Source organism: Streptomyces nigrescens, from assembly GCF_027626975.1.
Lineage (GTDB): Bacteria > Actinomycetota > Actinomycetes > Streptomycetales > Streptomycetaceae > Streptomyces > Streptomyces nigrescens.
In genome coordinates, this window is record NZ_CP114203.1 from 2071171 (window position 1) to 2092385 (window position 21215).

Here is a 21215-nt window from a genome sequence, read left to right on the forward strand (position 1 = left end):
AAAACATCTCATCGATAGCGACATCTCATGTCATCTCAGCTCACCGGGAAGCCGCCGCCCGGCCGATCACCCGACCGCACATGCAGATATGCCCGCAGTGGGCATGTGGGGGGCTTTCCCCGGAAGGTTGTCCCGTAGAGGGCATGCGCGGTGATTCGCCACCCGGAGACGGACAAATTCGCAGGTCAGATGAATTTTTGCGGCGAATTTCCGGTAGGTAAAAAACCGGACGGTAAGTTGCCCGGCACTCCGCCCACGTGATTGCATCTTGCGAGCACGAACCGTCGCCATCGACACTATTGTCGAGTGGGCAGCGGCCGTGGAACCGGCCTTATTGACATTACCGTCACCCGGGTCGGTGCGAGTCCAAAATCCACAGCATTGAAGGGAAGGCACGCCATGCGTAACGGCTTCACCCCGGAGATAGACGTCTGCGAGATTTCCGACAGCGAGCTTGACGCCATTGCCGGCGGCATTGCCAGCGCCGGTGGCGAGGTCGCCGGTCACGGCGCCGCCGTAAGCGTCGGCGATGTCGCCGGGACCGCCCAGTCCCTCGCCCCCGCCCTGCCCACCTCACAGGTCGCCGGCCTGGTCACGGTGCAGACCACGGGTCTCTGACCGCGGCCATCTCTCCACGGCGTTCCCCGGGACCCATCGTCCCGGGGTTCACGCTTTCCGGCCCACGAGAGAATTCCGCCCGCACTCTCGACGAGGCTGAGGACATGGCGCGACGCCATCGTTGAAGCGCTGGGTGTTCAACCGGAGACGGTCGGCTTGACGCTGGTGGTTCCGGAGGTCGCCGCACTGTTGGAGAGTGTGCTGGCCGCACGCAGACAGCGCGCCGCGACCGAGGCCGCAGAGCACAAGGCACTCGCCGATGCCGCTCGCACGCTGTCCGAGGACCTGCGGGTAAGCCAGGGGGATGCCTGTCGACTGCTCGGCGTGTCTCAGCAGGCACCCGCGACAGCACCAGTCAGCACCACCGCCCCGCCTGGGCTGGGCGATTGCGGATGATGCCTGACCTCTGCGTGGCGGGCGCCTGAGGGCTGCCTGACAGGTGCCTGACGAACGGCAAAGGGCCCGTACGGCATCGAGTCGCACGGGCCCCAACACCGGCTATCTACTCATCGGTCAACTACCTGCTCAGAACAGCCCCTTGTAGCCCTGCCAGCCCGTCGTGATCTGCGCACGGGCACTGAACGACCCCTTGCCGTCGATGCTGTTGCGGTAGACTTTGCCGCTGGTGTCGCGGGAGACAAGGTCCGTCTTGCCGTCGCCCGTCGATGTCACCGACGCCCACGCCGGCGTTGCATGAGGAGCCTCGCTGCTGCAGTCGGTTCAGCACCGGGCAAGGGAGCCGCGCCCGTCAAGAACGCCCTGCCCCGGCCCGGCGTCCGGGCCTGGTCAGAGGCGGCGCACCCGCCCGGCGATCAGGTGTCCGGCGAGCAGATAGATCGCAGCAGGCAGACCGTAATTGAGGGCAACACGCAGCCCTTCGGTGTCCATGGTGAAGATGTCCCGCGCCCACCAGGCGAGCGAGTCGGCCACGCCCTTCACGAACTGGACGAAGACGTTGCCCTGGTTCGCGTCGAGCAGGTGGAACACGATCCAGAGCCCCAAGAACGCGGCGGCTATGTCGGCAATCGTGTGGATGATCAGGGCCGTCCGCTTTGCGGGGGTGCCGCCGCCGCTGCGGGAGTACCGATCACCTACGGACACGGATTCGAAACTGTGGCTCACGGGAGTCGCAATCTGACGCACGCAGCGTCTAGGCGGCGGGACCGATCGCGGCCAGGGTGGCCACCCCCCACAGGAGTCACCCTGACCGTGATCGCATACGGGGACGACCATGCGCGCCCGCATGCCGTTCTGCGTCGCAGGGTGCTGTCACGTTACTCGGCTGTGCGATACGTCCGATACGTAAGGACATATGTGCTCTTCCAGGCACCTGGCCGTGCGGGTGTAACGAGGAACTAACCGGTGACGCAGTAGAAGTAGCCGACTGGTCATCGGCCCATGCGGATCCGACGGTTCCCCCCGTGCCTGCGGATCCGCCGCCCGGCGCGGGCGGCACCGCTCCCCTCTGGAGCCCCCGCCCGCGTCGGCCTCATCCCTCGTGAGCAGATGACAGTGCCTGTTGCAGTGGTGGATAACCTGAGCCGCACAGCAGGTGTCGGGTCTCACAGAGGGGGGTGCGGGTACGTGCTGACCGCAGACCGCTATCGGCTGCTGCGCCGCAGGACCAATCAGCACCAATTCAGTGATCGATTCCGATCCGGGCACTAGCGTCTCCCTCAGGGCACTCCAACTTGCGCGCTTCTCCTCCCGGCCGGACGTAAGCAACGAAACCCGCAACACGGTCATTCGGAAGGCAATACGACGAGCAGGTGCTCAAGGCTGTACTGGCCACGCCCGTCGTCACGGCTGAGCACTTACTGACAGCCGCAGAGCAGCTGGGCCGACGAAGCTACTCCTGGAAGTGGCGCGGCCCCGCTCGGATCTACAGGACGCCCACTGCTTCTCATTCAGCAGCTGGGCCATGCCACCGCCCGACGCGTCGCCGAGCAATGGCAATACTGTGGACCGGAAGTGCGCATAGCCCTCATCGATGCCGCAATCCGTTCTCAGCCGCCGCAGCCTGACGACAGAACCCCTCACCCAACGCGGCCGAGAGGCCGAACGCGATGCTTGGCTGGCGAAGTGCAAGGCATGGCAGGACGACATCTGCCTCGACCCCATGATCAGGTCACTTGATCCAGCGTGCCGTGCCCCTGGAATGTCACTGGTGGAGAGAGGGGCACAAGTCCATCGCTCTTGTGGACAGCGCTACTTGAAGCCGCCGCGACCACGCTGCGAATCATGCACTTTTCTTCGTCCTCTGGTGAGCCCCACAGCAGCCGGGTCTGCGGCACCCCAGGCCGAGGAGTGCATGGGGTGCCGCAGGATGTCGGGGGGGGATCGCCAAAGCGAGAGCCCCTGCCTCCACGGCTCGTGTGGGTGGGCGTCCTTGGTTACAGCCCGCACGAGCCGCGGTCGAGGTGGAAGTATCGGCCGTTGGCCCAGCGGCACAGTCGCATACCGACGATGACGCCGATGATGCTGACCAGGGCAGGCAGGTATCCGCTGGCGATCTGGATGATCGGGATTGCAGGGCACCCACCTGAGATCGCCCAGCCCGTACCGAACAACACCGCGCCGGGGATCACGCCGGCGTGGATCCGCCCTGGGGTGCGGCGGACCCGCAGCAGAGCGAACGCGCACACGATGATCACCACAGCGCCGGCGAAGGAGAGCAACATGCGCAGGTCCTGGAAGGTGAACATGCGGTTCAGCTCCGCGTAATCGCCGAAGCCGATGTTGGTGACGGTATAGCCGAGGGCCAGTCCTGTGATGATGCTGGCCAGCAGAATCGCGCCCCGGGTACGCATCAGATCACCTTCCACAGGAGGAACGACACCACGACGGCGGTACCGAAGAACACAGCGGTCGCGACGAGGCTGACCGGGCGCAGACGGCCGCAGCCGCTAAGTCCGTGGCCGGAGCTGCACCCACCGGCCAGCCGAGTGCCAAAGCCGACCAGCACGCCTCCTACGAACAGCACGGCGATCATGGCGGTCGGATTGGCGGTGACCAGGTCCCGAAAACCCGGACCCATGTCGTAGCGGAGGTGGAACCGCCCGGAGGTGACCGCGGCGATCAGCCCGCCGAGGAAGACTGATATCAGCAGGGCAGCCTGGGTTACCAGCGGGGCCGGGCGCCGGTTTGTGGCTGCGGGGCTGTCATCCGCCGCCGCTTCGATGTCTGCTTCGAGCGGTTGCGATTTCTCGTACGGAGCCTGCGTCATGGTGGACGCGCCGGTGCCGGTACCGAAGTGCTCCGCTGTAGCTGCGGCGAGCGCCTCGACGAGAGCTTGATCGTCGGTGAACTCCTCGTCCATCTGCTCGAGGTGGCGTTCGCGGCGCCAGTGCAACACGCGATCCCATGCGGACGACACCCCGAGAGACCGATCGGTGATGAGGGTGTGGTTGATGGTGACCAGAGCGAGCCCGATAGCGCCCGCCCACCAGGGCCAGTAGGTACTCATGCGGGTCCTCTCATCCAATCGGCAAACCGAGCCAACCAGCCGCGCTTCGAGCTGGGAGCTTGCCGCGCTCGTCGACCGAGGCCGTTGGAGGGCTGGGGAATCTGGTGGGGCGGTGACGGTTGGTGATGCCAGACAGGTGCTGGCGGAGACGTCGCCCCGAAGTGGGCTGTGGCCCCCGGTGTCACGGTTCCAGGTCCTGACTGCTCATAGGGGCGGGCGGGCGCTGGCTGGTTGACGGCTCCGGACCGGGCCGCCTCGGTGACGTCTTCGAGGTGTCGCGCGCGGGCTCCGCTGGGCAGCAAGCTGATCGGCACGCGCTCGCCGGTGAGTGACATCTGGTAGCGCGCACAGTCGAGCCACCGATCGTCGCTGTCGCAGTAGTATTCGCGCCAACCTTGCAAGCTCGCCCTAAGTAGGGGGAAAAGGGGGCATCCTACGGCGTGTGAGCAACTCACGTTGCTCCTTCCTGATCGGCGCACACCACCCGTTTGGGAAGAGCGGTTGCCGTTCTCGATTCTTGCCCTTGCCGCGCCCGGTCGACGATCTGCAAGGCAACGCGGTGACGGGCAGCGAAAATAAAGCTCTGCGCCTCCATTCCGCGACCGTGCGGGATGCAATCACTGTTTCGATGCCCCGAGCAAATTCAAGGTATTTTTTCAATCAGACCACTTGGCGCTACTTGGTGAGATACTCCACGCGACGGATATGCAGCGCCTACCCCTCATGTCCGGATATTCATAACCGACAATAAGGTCACTTGGACCGCTATTCGACCCCATAGTCGCGGCCGTGCCGATATGAGCTAGCTGTTTGCGGATCGGGTGAAAGCGCTGGAGTTCCTTGTGATGGTGGCGTGAATATCATGGATATCAAATGAAGAGCTAATGGAGAAGAATCATGTGTCAGCGTGCTGTCTGTCGGTCGTGCCGGAAGATGACCTATGAGGGCTGCGGGAGGCATGTGGACCAAGTGCTCATGGATGTGCCGACGGCTCAGCGGTGCACGTGTGAGTCTGCGGAACGCAGGGGTGCGCGCGCAGTGAAGGCGACGACTCGATCGGAATCGGCGCCGGCCCGGCAGGGTGAGTCGCCGCGACACGCACGGGTCCCTCGGTGCTCAGAGGGTTCATCAAACCGATCGGGGGGTGGCTGGTGGGCCCGGCTAGTCGATTGGGCGAAAAGCTCGGCATGAGGTAATCAGCCGGCTATGTGCACTTCAGGCTCTTTGCGACGCCTCAGGCGTGCTGTGCCTGGGCTGACCACTCCCGGACCAGAGGACTACCTCACTCATGCGCGAATGCTGATGCGGTGTCGACGGGGTGCTGTGGTACCTAATGTCCTGATGTGACACGTTCCCGCCTCCGCGCGCTGACTTAAGGGGGCCGTCCAAACAGCGGCCCTTCCTGCTCCGAAGGACTGTCTTGATCGATGACCTCATCCACTTTCTGCGGGCCCGCTGCACCGAAGAACGCCAGAGCGCGATGGCGCTTCGGATGCAGAACTGGCAGTCGGTCGTCGCCGAAGTGAATTCCAGGCAGGCCGTCGTGGACGCCTGCGAGAGGGCAACCATCCTGGCCGCCGGTGCCACACGGCGGGTCGCGGAAATGACGGCGGAAGGTATTCCGGTGCAGACGGATGACCTCGTCGATGCCGCCCGGCTGGAGGGCCAGGCCGCTGCGTTGAGCCACGCCCTGGCACTGCTCGCGCAGCCGTATGCGCGGCATCCTGACTACCAGCAGGAGTGGCGTCCACGATGAAAGGGAGCTGCTGACAGTCGGCTTGTCAGGGGGCGGCCTATCAGTCGCCCCGCTAGCGACGGCAGCCCGGCGGGGCGACTGCCGCGTGGACACTCGGGCTGCCGTACGCGAACAGCAGCGAGCCAGCACCGAGGGATGGCTGCGCCGCCCAGAAAGGCCAGGTCGCAGGGCCGGTACGCTGGGGCAGCTGCGGCACCCCCACCTCCGTCGCCTACTTTCTGTGGTTCGGCGAGCGCTCGTAGCGGACGCGGGGGGCGGCGGGGCCGGCGTCGCGGTAGAGCTGACGGATGTCGCGGACGATGCCGTCGTGGTCGCTCAGGTCGATGTAACCGGGGTCGACCGCGTGTCCGATGAGGCCGAAGAGCATGTGCATCCGCTTCTGCTCCGCGGGGGTCGGCGAGGTCGCATCGGTGCTGTCTGGCAGGCACTCGGCGAGCAGGCCGGGCGACGGCATGGATGCGGGCTCCGGTGTGGGCTTGCCGGCCTTCGCGGCGAGTTCTGCGGCCTGGGCGTTGGCACTCGTCGCGTTGGCGGACCGGTCGGCTCGCTGCTGCAGATCGGGGATGGCCAGGAGCCGGCGGGCCAGGGCAACGATCTCGTCCTGGTGCCTGTCGGCCCACAGGGCCTCGGCGCGGCGGTCGCGCTGGGACCGGTAGTAGTCCACGCGGTCGGCCTGGTTCAGAGAGTCGCCGTACGAGTCATCGAGGTCGGTGCGCAGTTGCAGATAGCGGCGCTCGGCGGCCTGACGGGTGCGCATCTCCAGCGCGGTGGCCACTCGCGCCCAGGTGACTTTCTTGGCGCGCAGCGCGCCGATGATGCGTCCCTCATCGAGCTGCAGCTTGTCGCGCAGCGTCCGGATCACCAGCAGCGCGGCGAGCAGGTCCGTCTCCGTGGCTTCATCCGCTGCGTGCCGTTCGATGAGCCGGGTGACCTGGTCGTACTTGGCCGCCACTTCGCTCAGGAGTCCGCTGGTTCGCAGGGCCCCACTGCGGGCACGCCGGACGTCGCGCACGGATTCCTCCAACATTGTGCATAGTCGGTCAGTGACCAACTGAGTGAAGCGGTATGTCGGGGCGGTTGTCTTAATTGGGCAGTGGATCGCCTTGGAAGGCGACCGCTACCTCGGCATGTGATTCCGTGAGCGCACAGGTCTTGACCATTAGGCCGGATGCGCGGAATTCCGCCGACCGGCCGAGCTGCAGCACCTTGTGCAGGCCGGCGATATGGGGTGAGCCATCGATGATCTCGTTCGTGATGACGCGGCCGCTCACACGGGGCTGCCGCATCGAGATACCTTCAAAGTACATCGGATCACGGGTCTCATACTGGGGGTTGTGCCGTCGATACTCCAGACTCACATCTCCTCCAGCGACCGGCAGGAGCAGTTCCTGAACGCCGCTGGTGCCCAGCGCCCGAAGCTGGTAGGTGCCGGTGCGGGTGATCTTCACCGATTCCTGCCCGTTCCACCAGCCGTGGAATGAACGGTAGATGGTGGGATAGCGCGCCGTACCTCCGGCTCCCATGGTGTCGCCGGTATCGCCCCCACTGCCCTTGGACGTGCACCCGTCGACATCAACGACCTCGTCCTGCATCGGGCAGTCGATCCGCTCCCGGATGTGAGCGAAGCCGAGGTTGTGGCCGAACTCGTGGGTCCACACCGACAGGGAACCGCCATTTCCGTTGGCGATGGACCAGTTCCCCGGCATCGCCGCGAGCCCGCCCCAGTTGCAGGCGCTGCTGTAGGGCTTGGCGAAGAAGGTGTAGTCGTACTCGCGGTAGTCGTACCCGGCCTGCTGGGCCAGCCGTCGCGCGTTCGCCAGCTGATCCGAGTGGTCGCAGCTGGCGGGCCGGGCGCCGAGATCGAGGTCACCGACGAAGTCACCGACCACCCGCAAGTGGCCCCCGGTGCTCTGCCTGATGTAGTCGGGGAACCTGCCTGTGCCATCGCCCAGTGTCGTGTCGCGCACTGCCGCAGCCGAGGCGTTGTTCGAGGCGCCCTGCGACCAAATCCCGTGAATGACCAAGAACCGCTTCTCGCCGCTGACCCGCTCAACCATCCCCTCTGGGTGGGGCTCGGGAACGTAGTCGCTCTCGCTCGGGGTGAACTCCGCCGGCGCCGACTCGATTCGATCTGACATTCTCTTCTCCTCCAGGAAGGCCAACAGAGTGAGAAACGAGAAGAACCCGCGAATACTTCAACCGCCATCAGCCACCCTCCTCGGTTGATCAACTCCCCCCGTGGCAACCAAGAGCATTCACGTGGTTACGCTTAGTTGTCGATAGGGCGTCTGGTGACACAGTCCGAAACCAGCCATCGTCACCAAACGGCCGACCGGCGCCTGGCGGCACGGCCACCGCTGCCACCCCTCATGCAGCACCGCCTCGTGTCACGGCGGGCCGAGATCACGGCGTTCCTCAGTCGCAACATCAGCACCCCGGAGACCGCATGCCCCGCCGCGTCGACTCCCCCTCCGAAACCCGGGTCCGGGCAGCACTGGAAGAACTCAGCCAGCGAGCGGACGACAACGGCACCCCACCGAGTGTCTTGGCCCTGGCCAGCAAGTTCGGCATGAGCAATACGACGTTCCGCCGCCACTTCCCCGACATCGCCGCCCTCCGGTCAGCACCGCCGACGCCAGGCGCCCAGCCGAACCGACCCGCTACGACAGGCTCGTCGCCCGCAACGCCAAGCTCAAGCGACACAACCGCGAACTCACTCAGCTCCATGGGTCTACCCATCACGACGGGGCGCGTCAACTGGGGAACCGAAGCTGGGGCTCAGTCGTGCTCAGCCTGTGGTTGCTGGGCCAGGAAGTGTGCTGCTGCCTCGATCGCTTCTTTCTTGAGCTTTTCAACTGGTACGCCCCAGCTGTCGTGCCAGTCGTCGAGGTTGTAGGCACACACGACGAGCGGCTGCAGTGCGTCCGGGTAATCGAGGTCCCAGGCGACGTCACGCCAGATCCGGAAGGCGCCGGCCGCAGGGGCGAGGGAACCGTCCACCATTTGACCGGCGAGCCAGTAGGCCAGGGCCCACCTCGCTGCCCGGGCATCGGCGGGAACGTCGACGTCGAGCCCCAGCTCGTACAGCACCCGCTCGAAGAGTTCCGGCGCCTCGAGCTCTTCGTTGCGCCCGAGGCCGGCCAGCATCGCAAGGGACTCGCTCTCGACCCCTGCAAGCAGTGCGTCCAGACCGGCCTGAATCAGCGTGTCGGACCCGAAGTATCCGCCGAACGCTCGCTCGTGCGCGAGACGGCTCAGCTCCATGAGCGCCTCATCATGAGTCACCGGGGCTCCTGTCGACGGACTGAACCGCAGCCTCCTACAGCCGCGACAACTGACTTCCTGCCCCAGGCGATCGATCTCGTGGAGCTGGTGCCGTAGCGGCTTGCCGACTTCAGCTGGCCAAGCAGGGACACCTACGTGAGTTTATCGGGGCCGGTATGACTACCCACTCCCCCGAGTGACCGCCATCCGGATCCTGCACGGCGGTCAGCGCGCCGGCGCTATCAACAGACCGTGATCAAGACGACTGCCCACGCCCTCGCAGCTGCGGCCCTCGCACTGCTGCCCCTCGCTACCGCCGTCCCCGCGCACGCCGCCGAGACGCTCAGCCTCCACGACGCCATCGAAGCCCTCCCCCACGCCGCCGAATCCCGCGACGGTTACGAGCGCTCGAAGTTCAAGCATCGGATCGACGAGGACAAGGACGGCTGCAACACTCGGGCCGAAGTCCTGCTCGCCGAAGCCCTCACCCCGCCCGCCGTAGGTCCGGGCTGCAGGCTCACCGGCGGGACCTGGTTCTCCTACTACGACGACACCATCATCGATGGCCCCTCGGGCCTCGACATCGACCACATGGTGCCCCTGGCCGAAGCCTGGGACTCGGGTGCCTCCCAATGGACCGCGGCTCGCCGTCAGGCCTACGCCAACGACCTCGGCGCTGAACGCTCTCTCGTCGCCGTCACCGCCCGCAGCAACCGCCAAAAGGCCGACCAGGACCCCGCCGAGTGGACGCCACCGGCCGCAGACGCCCAGTGCACCTACCTCTCCGACTGGGTCGGCACAAAGCTCCGCTGGTCCCTGACCGTCGACCGCACGGAGCGCGACACACTGCGCCAACTCGCCGCTGGCTGCGAAGACACCGACGTCGAGTACGAGCGGGTCTAACAGTCGCAGTTGGCCGCGTCCAGGTCTCCTGGCGGGGCCGGAACTGGCGATGCGCCGCAGGCGGTGGACCTGCGGCGCATCTGGTGGCTGATGCGAGTGACCAAGTCTCACCAGCCCCTCAGCACTGGGTCAGTGGCGGTGGCCCTGGTGCGTGGCGCCCGCCGCGGCGGGCTGGCCGCGCGGAGCGCGTCTTCCTGGGCTTCGGGGTGTTGGTCGGCGTTCCCGGTGCCGAGGGCCAGGCCCTCCGGGCCCGGAACTCGGGCCGGCGGCCGTTGCAATAACGCCCAGAGCAGGGCGGCGATGCCAGTGGCGGTCTGCACCGAGGCGCCGACCAGCTGGCCGGTATCAGGGCTGTCCAGCAGCCAGTCAGTGATGTCGACACGACGCCGACCACCGCAGTCACAATGGCCGTGAGCTTCCAACCGACACGCTCACGCTCGCCCCTCCAACGTCCATCCCCGACAGCCCGTCAGCCCACAGCGTCACGTGAGGCCTTCACTGATGAAAAGAACGCATACCCGCAGCCATCGGTTGCGGCGACCTTCCCTCGCGGACGGCAGACGTTATGGCTGGGAGGCGTCAGACTTTGCACTCTAGCCACCTTGCGCCACCACAGATGTTCCTGGAGGCCGACAACCTTCCGTCAGGGCACTGCCGACCGCGGCCGCCGTGGGGCGTGGCAGCGTGGGTGGCCGATCGAGGGGATGCGGGGTGTGGTCCTACGCGTGTCAGGCCCAGGAGATGGTCCGCCAGGGGCTTTCGGCGTGGGTGGCCAGCACTTGATGGGCGTGGAGCATTTGCGTGTACCAGTGCCCGAATTGCTCGTCGTCGAAGTGCAGGCAGCGCCCGAGGATGTAGCCGGCCGCGAATTCTTCCCAGGAGTTGTAGGTCATCTGGCTCAGACGAGAGACGTGCACTACGGCTTGTTCAGCCTCCGGGATATCCGTGAAGCGGGCGCCGATTCCCCAGCGGGCCATGCAGGAAGCCCGTCCGTAGTCCCACGCCAGCGCGGACCGCACGCGACTGTTGGCGGCAAGGATGCCGTCCGCGCGAAATCGGCCTTCGTAGCGCGTAATACGGCCGATCAGCTGCTTCACCCCGGCAAGCTCGGCGTCGACCGTACCGCCTCTTTCGGCAGCGCTGCGGAGCAACACCTTTTCAGCCGTCTCCCGCCACAGTGCCGGATCGACCTGGCCCCCGAACTGCTGGGACAGGGAGCTGCGAATCTCCAGTACGAACTCCCATGGGCCCCTGACACCCCTGCCTTTGAGGAGGCCGTCCAGTGCACCTTGCCAGCTGCTTTGGTCGGTTACTCCCCACCACTGTTCCAGGCTTTTGCGCTCCAGGAAGTAGCCGTTGCCGTGGGTGCCCATGGCGTTCCACAGGGCTCCGTTGGCGACGTTCATCAGCGCCCCGCACCCCAGCCCGTGGGCGACGGGACCCTGGAGCGGGGCACCCACCCGTAGGGTTCGCAGAGTGCCACGCTGCACGTCCGACCCCTTCGCCCGGTCGGCATGTGCCTTCCACAACCCCGGATTGGGTGGGAAGTACGCCTCACATGGCGTGCCCGGGTTGACTGCCAGCCACCGCTCATCGCTGCCCCACGATTCGGCGAAGACGCCCAGGGAAATGAGTCCGAACACTGGATCGGGGACGGGGGCCGGCAGGACGCCTTCTGTCAGGACGACTTCGCACCACTGGCCGACGACCGGGCTCCAATAGGACATCGGTGGAACAGTCACCGCGCGCCTTTGCCTCGTAAAGCTTTCGCTCGATCTCGGTCGGCGCTTGCCAGACCGCTGAAGGCTGCGGCTGGGCCACGGCCGCTGGTGGGTTCCACATCGCCATGAACATGAACCTTACAAAGCGCGCAGGAGCAATAACACAGCGGGACAGCGTCCACATCCGGCCGAGGCTCTCTGGTCGCGCGCCCGGCCGCGCCTCCTTCTCAACAGCGGCACGGACTTCCGCCCCCCCATGTCGGCAGGGAGCACGCCTGCCCTTCTTCAGCTGGGCCAGGTTTTCCCGACCGACACAGTGGTGGGTCGCCCTGTCCGAACTCCTCCTAGGGTTCGGTGCGGAGATGCCGTCAGTTACGCGACAGTCGTAGCAACGGCCTGCACTTCGCCACCTGAGCCCGACGCGGCTATCGGCATCCTCGTGTAGTCGTGACTGCCCCTCCGTGTCGCTGTTTATCTGCCGCGGGGCGGATGCCTTCTGGGACGCCCCGGTGGCCTGAGTAGGGTCGCACTAGACCGTTCGAACTGGGAGGCAACGTGGTGCAGTTGGTGCGAAGGCAGGAGTTGCAGGTACATGTGGAGTACCACAGCTTCGCGCTGCAGGAGTCGGATGATGCGTCGCTCTCCGTGCCCTATCCGGACGGCAGCGAGTTCGGGAAGTATCTGAACGTTTTTCCGGGCCGTCTCGACTTCTACAGTGCCGGGCATACGCACACCGCTGCGGTCACGGTGGAGGTGTGGGATGGGCCCCCTGCTGCGTGGCCGGAGGCGGACTGGGAGGAGCAGGAGGAGGCGGTGGTCGAGACGGCTGGCGGCGAGCTGGCGGTGTGGGGCATGGAACGCGCGGACGACATCGTGCTTCTGGGAGAGACAGGGGGGCTTTGGCGGGTGCGAGTGGGGTCGGCGGGGCGAGCTGCGGTGGAGCGGATGACCGAGGATGTAGGTGTCGTCCACGGGGTGGAGCGTTGGCTCGTGCAGTTCTGGCCTGGACAGGCGTGAGGTGGTGCGGGGCACGCGACGGCGGGCCCCGCACCTTCTGCCTGTCAGTGGATCTGGACGAGGAAGCCGTCTTCGAGTCCGTCGATGATGCGGTTCTTGGCGTAGAAGCTCTTGAGCAGGGTTCCTGCGTCGCCATTCTGCTTCTTGTTGACCGGCAGCACGGAGTAGTTGTTCTTCATGACGTCGCCGGTGTACTCGAATTCCGCTGCGCCTTCGTAAGTGGAGGCGAAGGGGAACTCGTCGCAGTCCTTGGTGTTGTTCTCGGAGTACTTCGGACCGAAGTAGCGCTTGCAGTCCGCGATAGACAGAGTCCGGTTGCGGTCGCGGCGGACCGTGTCGGCGAACAGGCGGTGCAGCGGGTGGTCCGGGTCCTGACCAGCTACCCTCTTCCCCGGGTTGGTGGGTTTGGTTCGTGACGGTTGGGTGTAGGCGGTCTTTATGTGCTGGGCTACGCCCCGCTCGGGCGCGGTGGCCTTGGTGCTGTAGTGCAGGAACCCCAAGTAGGCGAAGGAGGCGGCCCCGCGCTTGGTCGGGGTGCCGCCACCGGTGGAGTTCTTAAGATAGGGAGCGGCGTCCCAGCGCGGTGCGAGCATGAACGGTTTACCGCTTTTCCCGTCGCCCAGCCAGCCAGGGGGCAGCTTGCCGCTGATCGTTGGTTCGTAGATGGCCGCGACCAGGTCGGTACGGCCGGAGTTGCCTTGACCTGGGTTCACGGTCACCGTGTGGGTGAAGTGGGCCGGCCTCATCCTGGCAAGTTGATCGTAACTCTTGGCGTTGGGCGTGGTGCCGCCATAGTGCACCTTGGCGTTGGCGGGCCAGGTTTGCGGCAAGTTTGCCTTGACCGTGTACATCAATCCGCTTGTCGGCGGGTTGCCTATCTTGGTGAAGTCGGTGACGTCCCAGTCGAAGTTGATGGTGCGGCTGGTGTCCTTGGGCACTGAGCCACGGACGTAGAAGGTCAGGTTGCTGGCACCCACCCTGCCCCTGGTGCTGGTCCACACCTGAGTGATCTGCAGGGCAGTGCATACGGAAAAGCGTGACTTGAGGTAGTACTTCGCGTCCCCGCCCATGTGGGCCTTGCACTCGGCCAGCGACATCGACCGCGGCGGATCCGGATACTCCAGTGCCGCACTGCCGGTTGCCGCCGCGCTACCCGCGGCAGTGGATAACGCGGGCCCAACGAGCGACGGCTTCACGGATTTGGCGGCATAACCGGCCGCCGGCCCCACGGTCTCGAGGGCGTTCCGCGCCCCGCCTGCCTTCGCGGCCGCCTGCTCGAGCGTGCGCAGCCCCTCCCCCGATTCCAGTTCCTCGAGCGTGGGTGTCGGTGTCCCCACAGGCAGCACATACGTCTCAACGCGCGGCACAGCCGAAGAATTGGCCGAGGACACCGCTGGCACAGCCCCCACTCCCAGCACAGCCGCAGTGAGCAGCGGTACCCAGCGGCGACCGTATCGCGTGGATCTCATGACATTCCCCCTTGCGCGCATCTACAGCACGTCATCCGTGATGGCGTGCGCCCCTACATTTATCGCGCAGCCTGAGAATTCGAAAGCACATTCCCATCTCGTGGCTGGAAATGTCAGCGGGACGTGTCCTCGCCGAGCAGAGACCGCTCAGCGACCCCCGGTGCATGCACGCGATGCGGTGTTCATCGTCCAGGATCAGGATGGGTATGTCATGGGTGATGATGACTCTGTGAGTCTGGACCTAAGAAGCTGTTGTCTTTCCGGGCTTGAGGACGGCGTTTTCGCTGGTCGGGCATAGGGTCGACGATCCTGTGGGAGTGGTGGTCTGTCGTGTCGCCGCTGCTGCTGTGGAGGTCATGGATGCCGTCGGTCGTGGGGCTGCTGGAACAGCGCGAGCTCGTCGCTCGCCGTCGCGTGGACGAGCTGCGGGAGGAGGCCGACCGCATCCAGGCTGAACTGGCCGTGGCTGAGTGGGACTGGAAGGAATGGGCCATCGCTCGCTCGCGGGTGGGCGAGGTGCTTGCCCCGGCGGATGAGACCGAGCATGGCCACGACCAGGCCGACCGGACAGCACCGACCGCCGACGGGCAGGCCGAGGAGGCATCGTCAACGCCGGCAGCGGCGAAGGCGAAGTCGCAGGTGCCGGTCTGGCGTGAAGGGCTTGCGTGGTCGGCGTTGTCAGTGGACTACCAGCGCATCCTCAAGGCGCTCGCGGACCGGGCCCGGCTCGGGCAGGGGCCGATGACCTGCCAGGAGATGGCCGCCTTGTTCGGCATGGACGTGGTTCCGGCGCGGGTGGAGGCGCTGCGGTCGAAGGCGAAACGCCTGGTCGCGCGCGGCTGGCTGGCCGAGCCGGCACCGGGCCGGTTCACGCTCGCTGCGGGCGTGAGCGGGCCAGGCGGCGGGTCATGAGCAGGATCATCGATCAGTAGATCATCGTTTCGGCGCTGGTGGTGCGGCGTTCGAAGTCGCGCGCCAGGCGGCGGGTGCGCATCAGGTGGGCGAAGAGACGCTCGACGATCCACCGTTTGGGCAGCACCACGAAGCCGCGCATGTCGCCGCTGCGTTTGACGATCGCCAGGACCAGGGCGAGCGCGGCCAGGCAGTACTCGACGAGGCTGCCGGTGTAGCCGCCGTCGGCCCAGACGAGGGCCAACAGGTGGTGGGCGTCGGCGACTTGGTGCAGCAGGACCTGGGCGGCGGCGCGGTCGCCGACATCCGCGCTCGTGACCATCACGCCCAGCAGCAGGCCGAGGGTGTCGACCACGACGTGCCGCTTGCGCCCGTTGATGTTCTTGCCGCCGTCAAAGCCGCGGCTGTCGCGCCCAAGGGCTCCCGTTCCATCCGGGAGTTACAGGCAAGGGGAATGAGTGGACGGGTGAATGCGAATGAACCCTTGACTATGCCTCGTAACTTCGACCCCCGCCGATGGGATGTTCCAGCGGGGTACAGGACTGGCCGCTGAGAAGCGGCAGGCGCCGGCTGGAGAGAAGCAGTCAGCCGGGAGAACACCGCCGTCCCGGGGTAGAAATGTACACGCGCCACTACCTTCTCCCAGGCAACGCAACCTTCAGCACTCCAGCGGCCACAGCGTGCGTACTTCTCGTCCTTCTTCCCGCTGGTCTTAGCCATCTCGTGGCTCATCTCCCGCCTTGTTGAGCACCCTGCGGGAACACACTGGTGCAGACCAGTTGCCACCTCTTCCGACACGTCCCCATCCATCACCCGGAGTTAAGCGGAAGACAGAAACCCAACCGAAGGCCCGTCGCGGCGATCCGCGCCGAGGGCCACCCCATCGGCGCGGACCATCTGGCCCAGATCAAGGACCAGATGAAGGCCGCACTCAACAAGCCTCCCCTCAGCAGACGCCAGAAGGCTCTCCTTACCGCCATGTGCAAATCAAGGTGTATTCCTGCCTTGATCTACACGGGAGGCCCCTCAGCCACTGGCACGGATGTCCACCGCCGCGGCGCGGGGCACGGATGCGTTCGAGAACCGGGATCATCTGCGGGGCATCCTCGCCCCACTTGACCTGGAGTAACGACGAGCGAGTGGTCGTCGACCACCCTCGCTCGATCTTGCAGGTGAGCCCGCCGAGGCAGCGGCCCAGCGCTTCATCGGAACAGTGAGCCTTTTCCAATCTGCCGCATCGGCATGGGCGTTGAGCTGACAGACGAGCGAAGCCCTGGTAGGTGGGTGGTACAGGAGGTCGGCGACCTGCTCAGTGCAACGCGACCGATTCGGCCTGGGTCGAAACGAACCGGCAGGCATGAAGGAGAAGCCGCAGGCCAACCGCGTCCCGGTCCGAGTCATCGTCTCGGACCGGGTACTGGCGGCCTGGCTCGCCGACTACGCGGCCCGGAACCCGAAGGTCAAGTTCGAGGTCCTCTACGTGCCCTGAGGATCACCGGTTCTTGAAGTCCTCGATGGCTGCCCGGACCGCCTCCTGCATCGCGTCGCTTCCGGCGTGCCCTGAGTCTTCGATGATGTGCAGCCGCGCGTCCGGCCACGCCTTCGCCAGCTCCCACGCCGTTTGTACCGGGCTGCCCATATCGTGTCGGCCGTGGACCAGCACTGCCGGGATCCCGGCCAGCTTGTGGGCGTTCCGCAACAGTTGGTCCTCCTCCAGCCACGCGCCGTTGCTGAAGAAGTGGGCGCAGATCCGTACGAACGCGATCTGCGCGTCGACCTCGCGATTGCTGTACATGCCGGGCACGCCGTTAGGCTCGTTCGAGATGACCGCGTCTTCCCAGGCGAGCCAGTCGGCAGCGGCCTTCTCCCGGATCGCCCGGTCAGGGTTCTCCATCAGCCGCGCATAAGCCGCGAGCAAGTCGCCGTCCCGCTCGTCCTCGGGAACACCGTCGCGGAACCGCTCCCACGCCTCGGGGTAGAACCGCCCGGCACCCCGGTAGAGCCAGTCGATCTCAGTGCGGCGGGTCATCGTCACTGCCGGGATGACCATCTCACTGACCCGCTCGGGGTGCTGTTGCGCATAGGCCACGATGAGCGTCGCGCCCCAGGAGCCGCCGTTCAGCAACCACCGCTCGATGCCGAGGTGCTCGCGCAGCCGCTCCATGTCGTCGATCAGGTGCTGCGTGGTGTTCAGACTCATGTCCGCCGCCGGGTCGCTTGCGTGCGGGGTGCTACGACCGCAGATGCGCTGGTCGAAGCGGATGACGCGGTAGCGCTCGGGGTCCCAAGCCCTCGTCGGCCGCTGCGGTGCACCCGACCCCGGGCCGCCGTGGACATTCAGGGCAGGCTTGCCTTGAGGGTTGCCGAGCTGTTCGTAGTAGACGCGGTTGCCGTCCCCGGCGTCGAGAAAACCATGGTCGTAGGGACTGATCGGAGGGTAGAGATCAACCATGACCGTCGATCCTAGGTGTGCAGTCCCGGCACGTTGGTGACAGGTGACAGGGCTTGGGCGATGCTTGAACGAGGCGAGGGCCTTCTGGCTCGGTGTGGATCTCCTCCTTCCAGGCCGAACCCCCGGCCTGGAAGGAGGAGCACAACACCTCCCACCGCAAGGTCCGTGCTCGCGTCGAGCACGTTTTCGCCCGCATGACGACCTGGAACATTCTGCGCGACTGTCGCCTCAAGGGCGACGGCGTCCATCACGCAATGCTTGGCATCGCCCGCCCGCACAACATCACCCTCGCGGTCAACTCAAGTCTAGGCAGCCCCCTCGGTCGTTACGTGGCGTGCCAGCCGATTGAGTAGATGTTCTTGTACAAGTTGTTGGTGGCGGTAGGAACCTTTGCCCCGAAGTTCTTCCCAAGACCTGAGAAGAGCGATTCCGGGGAGGATCCGATCGACTTGTCCCCGGGGAAGACGATCGGGAGCATGCTGACCACGTAGTGGTAGGCGTCCTTCCAGGTGAAGGTGTTCTTGACTCCGTTCGTGGTGTCGTTCCAGCAGTCTGTTCCGGGGTATGCATCCATTGCGACGGCGGCGTTGGACGAGCGGGCAGTGGTCCAGGCATAGCTGTTGCACAGGTTGCCGTTGGTGTGGACGGTCAGATCGGCATTCCAGCCAGCGATTGTGGTGGCGCCCATCGCGGCCCATTTGCCAGCACCCTCCATTTGGAGAACCGGGGTGACTGTGCCGGCTAGGTACCCATTCGGTGGGTTCACCTCGATGCACTGCCCGGCGGTGACGGTGCCGGACTGGTAGTGCCCGTCAGTGTCGACTCCTGTCTTATCGGTCGTGGTGTAGTCGAACACGAAGTAGGCGACGAATGCGCCCCAGTTGCACATGTGAACGGAGTTGCCCGATTGTGCCATGTCAGAGAGCGGAATCGAATCAACCTGAGCGTTCTCTACGGCTCTTCCTCCCTGTACCGGGAAGAAGTTCCATGTCAGGTCCGCAGACGCCTCATTGGCCTTGCCGCTGGTGGTGAGTGCGTCATGTTCATCTTGGCCATCGGAACAGCTCCCGAACTGTGGTGCCCAGGAACCCACCTCGGGCTCCTGCGATCGGACAGCCTTGAGGCATCCGTTCGGTCCCCTCAGCGGCCTGACGAAGTAGCCTCCGGGGTGCAGGCCCGGGGTCAGGTAGAACACTTGTGAGGACTCGTTGCACGGGGTCCATGTTGTCGGACCGCTGGGGGTGTTGTCCGCGGGAAGAGCGAGGCAGTTGTTGGTAGCTTTGCTTCTGATGCGAAAGTATCCGGAGCCCATGCGGAAAGCGTCGTCCAGCGCCACCTCATTCCCGGGAACCGATTCACGGTCGAGTGCGGCTTGCGCCTTCTCCAGCGGGTTGTCTGCTGGTAGGCCGGCCTGCATGATCGTCGGCGCCCGCTGGTCGAAGTTGCCAACTGTGAATGAGGTCCTGGCGAGCTCCGTGAAACCGCTCGGTGGCGAGGTGGCGACGCTCAGCGTTGCGTAGTAGCGTCCGCCTGTCCACGTCGCGACGGGCTGAATCGAGCCGTCGAATCTACCTAGCGTTGCGTCAGCGATCACTTGATCTTTTCCGGGAGTCGACCCGACCTTGTAGATCGTGATCCGACCTTGATCGCTGGGAGATGTGAAGGTGAAGTTCACCTTTGCTCCCAATTCATAGGTGCTCGCATCCGTTCGCAAGCTGGGCGAGGCCTCATTGGCGTCAGCTGGCAACGGGCCGAGCATCAGGGTGACGATCGCTGCACCAAGCACTGCCGTGAACGCCGCCAGGGACCGTCTTCGCGAGCGATAGTTGAATCCAGGTCTACGTGGCATTAGTTATTCCCTCCATGTCGAAGGCACTAGGGTGCGTGTTGGAAGCAGGGAACATGACGAGACGGACGTGCTGGCCAACGATTCGTGAACTACGTCTGAGTAGCCCGCCTAGAGCGTGTCTTTTTGATGAGTTGGTCAGTTGATCGGATGTGTCTGTCCGGTTAGTGATCACTGATGCGATGTAGGACCGGATCGAGCCGTTGATGTCGGCCGATCCGGTCCGAGGGCGACGGTGGGCCGACCATCGCCGGACCCTTGAGGCGATCGCCTGGAAGTACCGCACCTGCTCGCCTTGGAGGGACCTTCCCGACGAGCTCGGTTCCTTCCAGACCGCCCACAAGCGACTGCTCCGATGGGTCGTCGACGGCACGTGGGAGAGGATCTTCACTGCCGTCCTGGCCGCGGCGGACGCCGACGACGAAGTGGCCTGGACCGTGTCGGTGGACTTCACCGTCTGCCGGGCCCACCAACACGCCGCCGGAGCCGGCAAACAGGGGCGATCGGCCGGTCCGAACCCGCCGATCACGCACTCGGACGCTCCCGCGGCGGACTGAGCACCAAAGTGCACCTGGCCAGCGACGGCCGAGCACGCCCCCTTGCTCTCATTGTCACCGCAGGCCAGGCCGGTGATGCACCAGCATTCGAAGCCCTGATGGCCCGCATCCGGGTTCCCCGGACAGGACTCGGAAGACCCAGAACGGCAGGAAGCCGACCACCTCGATTGCCTTCACGCTGGGAAGGGGCAGATCTGCCAGATCACTGTCGCTGAGCACCACAATGCGGCCATCCGGGGCCTCGTTCTCTAGGGGTTCTCTGACGGTGGTGTGACGTCGTACTAAGAGGAGCTAACAGAAAGCCTTTGTGTGGCCATACCTCGGTCTGTGGTGGCTCGTTGGGTAGGTCATGGGGAAGGGGAAGCGTCCGCCGTGGGTGGTAACGGATGACTTGTGGGGGCGGTTCGAGCCTCTGTTGCCAGTGCGTGAGCGCAGATCCCGCAACGCTGGGCGTCTGCCGTTGGACGACCGGCGGTGTCTGCAGGGGATTCTGTTCGTGCTGCATACCGGTATTCAATGGGAGTGGCTGCCGCAAGAGCTCGGCTTCGGCTCAGGGATGATGTGCTGGCGCCGGCTGCGGGACTGGAACGAGGCCGGGGTGTGGGACCGGCTTCACCAGGTGTTGCTGACCGAGCTGCATCAGGCGGGGAAGCTGGACTGGTCGCGGGCGGTGATCGACGGCTCGCACCGGCAGGCACGTCGGGGCGGCCCAAAACCGGCCCGAGCCCGGTCGACCGTGCCAGACTGGGCTCGAAGCATCACGTGATCACTGATGCATGTGGCACCCCGCTGGCTATCGGGCTCACCGGTGGCAACCGGCACGATGTCACCCAGTTGCTGCCCCTGCTCGACGTGATACCCCACATCAAGGGGCGCACCGGCAGACCGCGTCACCGGCCGCGGCACCTGTTCGCCGACCGCGGCTACGACTTCGACAAGTACCGCCGCCTGTTGTGGAAACGCGGGATCAAGCCGGTCATTGCACGACGAGGCATGCCACATGGTTCCGGGCTTGGCGCCGTCCGCTGGGTCGTTGAGCGCACGAATGCCTGGATCCATTGCTTCCGTCGACTACGGATCCGTTGGGAGATCCGCGACGACGTTCACGAAGCCTTCCTCAAACTGGCCTGCTGCGTGATCACCTACCGACGCGTCCAAGCATTCTGTTAGCTCCTCTAAGCCCTCTCGTTGGGGACATTGCGGCGGTGGCTCTGCGGTGGATCGTTGCGATCGA

At 65.3% G+C, this 21215-nt stretch carries 19 protein-coding genes and 3 pseudogenes; 9 read left to right on the top strand and 13 right to left on the bottom strand.

The window, feature by feature from the left end; genetic code table 11:
• Positions 1–399 precede the first annotated feature (399 nt).
• Complete coding sequence (locus tag STRNI_RS09360) at positions 400–618, top strand: hypothetical protein (protein WP_277410923.1); 219 nt, start codon at positions 400–402, stop codon at positions 616–618.
• 525 nt (positions 619–1143) lie between these two features.
• On the opposite strand, the gene STRNI_RS09365 is transcribed toward STRNI_RS09360, so the two are convergent.
• The 5 genes from STRNI_RS09365 to STRNI_RS09385 form a co-directional block, all read right to left on the bottom strand.
• Entirely contained in the window at positions 1144–1290 is a 147-nt protein-coding gene (locus STRNI_RS09365; RefSeq protein WP_277410924.1) for an FG-GAP repeat domain-containing protein, read from the bottom strand.
• Between the two features lie 114 nt (positions 1291–1404).
• Complete coding sequence (locus STRNI_RS09370; protein ID WP_277410925.1) at positions 1405–1719, bottom strand: hypothetical protein; 315 nt, start codon at positions 1717–1719, stop codon at positions 1405–1407.
• Between the two features lie 1292 nt (positions 1720–3011).
• The gene (locus STRNI_RS09375; RefSeq protein WP_277410926.1) at positions 3012–3428 is read right to left on the bottom strand and encodes a YeeE/YedE thiosulfate transporter family protein; all 417 of its coding nucleotides are present in this window, start codon (positions 3426–3428) and stop codon (positions 3012–3014) included.
• Complete coding sequence (locus tag STRNI_RS09380) at positions 3428–4084, bottom strand: YeeE/YedE family protein (protein ID WP_277410927.1); 657 nt, start codon at positions 4082–4084, stop codon at positions 3428–3430. The genes STRNI_RS09375 and STRNI_RS09380 overlap by 1 nt, the downstream gene beginning before the upstream one ends.
• Positions 4085–4535: 451 nt before the next feature.
• Positions 4536–4679, bottom strand: a complete 144-nt coding sequence (locus tag STRNI_RS09385) for a hypothetical protein (protein ID WP_277410928.1) — start codon at positions 4677–4679, stop codon at positions 4536–4538.
• Positions 4680–5504: 825 nt separating this feature from the next.
• Here STRNI_RS09385 and STRNI_RS09390 point away from each other — a divergent pair.
• The gene (locus STRNI_RS09390) at positions 5505–5840 is read left to right on the top strand and encodes a DUF6221 family protein (protein ID WP_277410929.1); all 336 of its coding nucleotides are present in this window, start codon (positions 5505–5507) and stop codon (positions 5838–5840) included.
• Positions 5841–6051: 211 nt separating this feature from the next.
• Here STRNI_RS09390 and STRNI_RS09395 read toward each other — a convergent pair whose 3' ends face one another.
• From STRNI_RS09395 to STRNI_RS09405, 3 genes are all read right to left on the bottom strand, one after another.
• Complete coding sequence (locus STRNI_RS09395) at positions 6052–6852, bottom strand: hypothetical protein (RefSeq protein WP_277410930.1); 801 nt, start codon at positions 6850–6852, stop codon at positions 6052–6054.
• A gap of 70 nt (positions 6853–6922) precedes the next feature.
• Positions 6923–7978, bottom strand: coding sequence for a zinc metalloprotease (locus STRNI_RS09400; RefSeq protein WP_277410931.1), 1056 nt, complete (start codon positions 7976–7978; stop codon positions 6923–6925).
• Between the two features lie 640 nt (positions 7979–8618).
• A complete protein-coding gene (locus tag STRNI_RS09405) occupies positions 8619–9125 on the bottom strand; it encodes a hypothetical protein (protein WP_277410932.1) in 507 nt (168 codons plus the stop codon).
• A gap of 231 nt (positions 9126–9356) precedes the next feature.
• On the opposite strand from STRNI_RS09405, the gene STRNI_RS09410 reads away from it, so the two are divergent.
• Entirely contained in the window at positions 9357–10007 is a 651-nt protein-coding gene (locus STRNI_RS09410; RefSeq protein WP_277410933.1) for an HNH endonuclease family protein, read from the top strand.
• 728 nt (positions 10008–10735) lie between these two features.
• Here the strand turns inward: STRNI_RS09410 and STRNI_RS09415 are convergent.
• Entirely contained in the window at positions 10736–11413 is a 678-nt protein-coding gene (locus STRNI_RS09415; protein ID WP_277410934.1) for a DUF1266 domain-containing protein, read from the bottom strand.
• Between the two features lie 870 nt (positions 11414–12283).
• Between STRNI_RS09415 and STRNI_RS09420 the strand changes: the two genes are divergently transcribed.
• Positions 12284–12745 carry a hypothetical protein gene (locus tag STRNI_RS09420; protein WP_277410935.1) on the top strand — a complete coding sequence of 154 codons (462 nt, stop codon included), beginning with the start codon at positions 12284–12286 and terminating at the stop codon, positions 12743–12745.
• A gap of 44 nt (positions 12746–12789) precedes the next feature.
• On the opposite strand, the gene STRNI_RS09425 is transcribed toward STRNI_RS09420, so the two are convergent.
• A complete protein-coding gene (locus STRNI_RS09425; RefSeq protein ID WP_277410936.1) occupies positions 12790–14112 on the bottom strand; it encodes a NucA/NucB deoxyribonuclease domain-containing protein in 1323 nt (440 codons plus the stop codon).
• A 462-nt stretch (positions 14113–14574) separates the two neighbouring features.
• On the opposite strand from STRNI_RS09425, the gene STRNI_RS09430 reads away from it, so the two are divergent.
• The gene (locus STRNI_RS09430; protein ID WP_277413217.1) at positions 14575–15126 is read left to right on the top strand and encodes a hypothetical protein; all 552 of its coding nucleotides are present in this window, start codon (positions 14575–14577) and stop codon (positions 15124–15126) included.
• Positions 15127–15139: 13 nt separating this feature from the next.
• Here the strand turns inward: STRNI_RS09430 and STRNI_RS09435 are convergent.
• Positions 15140–15547 (bottom strand): annotated as a pseudogene (locus STRNI_RS09435) (transposase); the annotation flags it as partial.
• A 936-nt stretch (positions 15548–16483) separates the two neighbouring features.
• Here STRNI_RS09435 and STRNI_RS09440 point away from each other — a divergent pair.
• Positions 16484–16615, top strand: coding sequence for a hypothetical protein (locus STRNI_RS09440; RefSeq protein WP_277410938.1), 132 nt, complete (start codon positions 16484–16486; stop codon positions 16613–16615).
• Positions 16616–16618: 3 nt separating this feature from the next.
• Here the strand turns inward: STRNI_RS09440 and pip are convergent, their stop codons facing one another.
• A complete protein-coding gene (gene pip, locus STRNI_RS09445; protein ID WP_277410939.1) occupies positions 16619–17578 on the bottom strand; it encodes a prolyl aminopeptidase in 960 nt (319 codons plus the stop codon).
• Between the two features lie 110 nt (positions 17579–17688).
• On the opposite strand from pip, the pseudogene STRNI_RS09450 reads away from it, so the two are divergent.
• Positions 17689–17931 (top strand): annotated as a pseudogene (locus STRNI_RS09450) (transposase); the annotation flags it as partial.
• Here the strand turns inward: STRNI_RS09450 and STRNI_RS09455 are convergent.
• Positions 17904–19253: a hypothetical protein gene (locus STRNI_RS09455; RefSeq protein ID WP_277410940.1), complete on the bottom strand. Its 1350-nt coding sequence runs from the start codon at positions 19251–19253 to the stop codon at positions 17904–17906. The pseudogene STRNI_RS09450 and the gene STRNI_RS09455 overlap by 28 nt on opposite strands.
• A gap of 377 nt (positions 19254–19630) precedes the next feature.
• Here STRNI_RS09455 and STRNI_RS09460 point away from each other — a divergent pair.
• A pseudogene (locus tag STRNI_RS09460) lies at positions 19631–20127 on the top strand (IS5 family transposase); the annotation flags it as partial.
• 203 nt (positions 20128–20330) lie between these two features.
• Positions 20331–21151, top strand: a protein-coding gene (locus STRNI_RS09465; protein WP_277410941.1) for an IS5 family transposase whose coding sequence is annotated in 2 segments (ribosomal slippage) — positions 20331–20691 and positions 20691–21151 — 822 coding nt in all. Because the reading frame shifts where the segments join, the coding sequence is not laid out codon by codon here.
• Positions 21152–21215 lie beyond the last annotated feature (64 nt).

What these genes read in the sequence shown, in the direction of transcription:
- STRNI_RS09360 (WP_277410923.1), top strand. Translation starts at nt 400, where the DNA reads ATGCGTAACGGCTTCACCCCGGAGATAGACGTCTGCGAGATTTCCGAC.
- STRNI_RS09375 (WP_277410926.1), bottom strand. Translation starts at nt 3,428, where the DNA reads ATGCGTACCCGGGGCGCGATTCTGCTGGCCAGCATCATCACAGGACTG.
- STRNI_RS09380 (WP_277410927.1), bottom strand. Translation starts at nt 4,084, where the DNA reads ATGAGTACCTACTGGCCCTGGTGGGCGGGCGCTATCGGGCTCGCTCTG.
- STRNI_RS09385 (WP_277410928.1), bottom strand. Translation starts at nt 4,679, where the DNA reads ATGGAGGCGCAGAGCTTTATTTTCGCTGCCCGTCACCGCGTTGCCTTG.
- STRNI_RS09400 (WP_277410931.1), bottom strand. Translation starts at nt 7,978, where the DNA reads ATGTCAGATCGAATCGAGTCGGCGCCGGCGGAGTTCACCCCGAGCGAG.
- STRNI_RS09415 (WP_277410934.1), bottom strand. Translation starts at nt 11,413, where the DNA reads ATGAACGTCGCCAACGGAGCCCTGTGGAACGCCATGGGCACCCACGGC.
- STRNI_RS09430 (WP_277413217.1), top strand. Translation starts at nt 14,575, where the DNA reads ATGCCGTCGGTCGTGGGGCTGCTGGAACAGCGCGAGCTCGTCGCTCGC.
- STRNI_RS09440 (WP_277410938.1), top strand. Translation starts at nt 16,484, where the DNA reads ATGAAGGAGAAGCCGCAGGCCAACCGCGTCCCGGTCCGAGTCATCGTC.
- pip (WP_277410939.1), bottom strand. Translation starts at nt 17,578, where the DNA reads ATGGTTGATCTCTACCCTCCGATCAGTCCCTACGACCATGGTTTTCTC.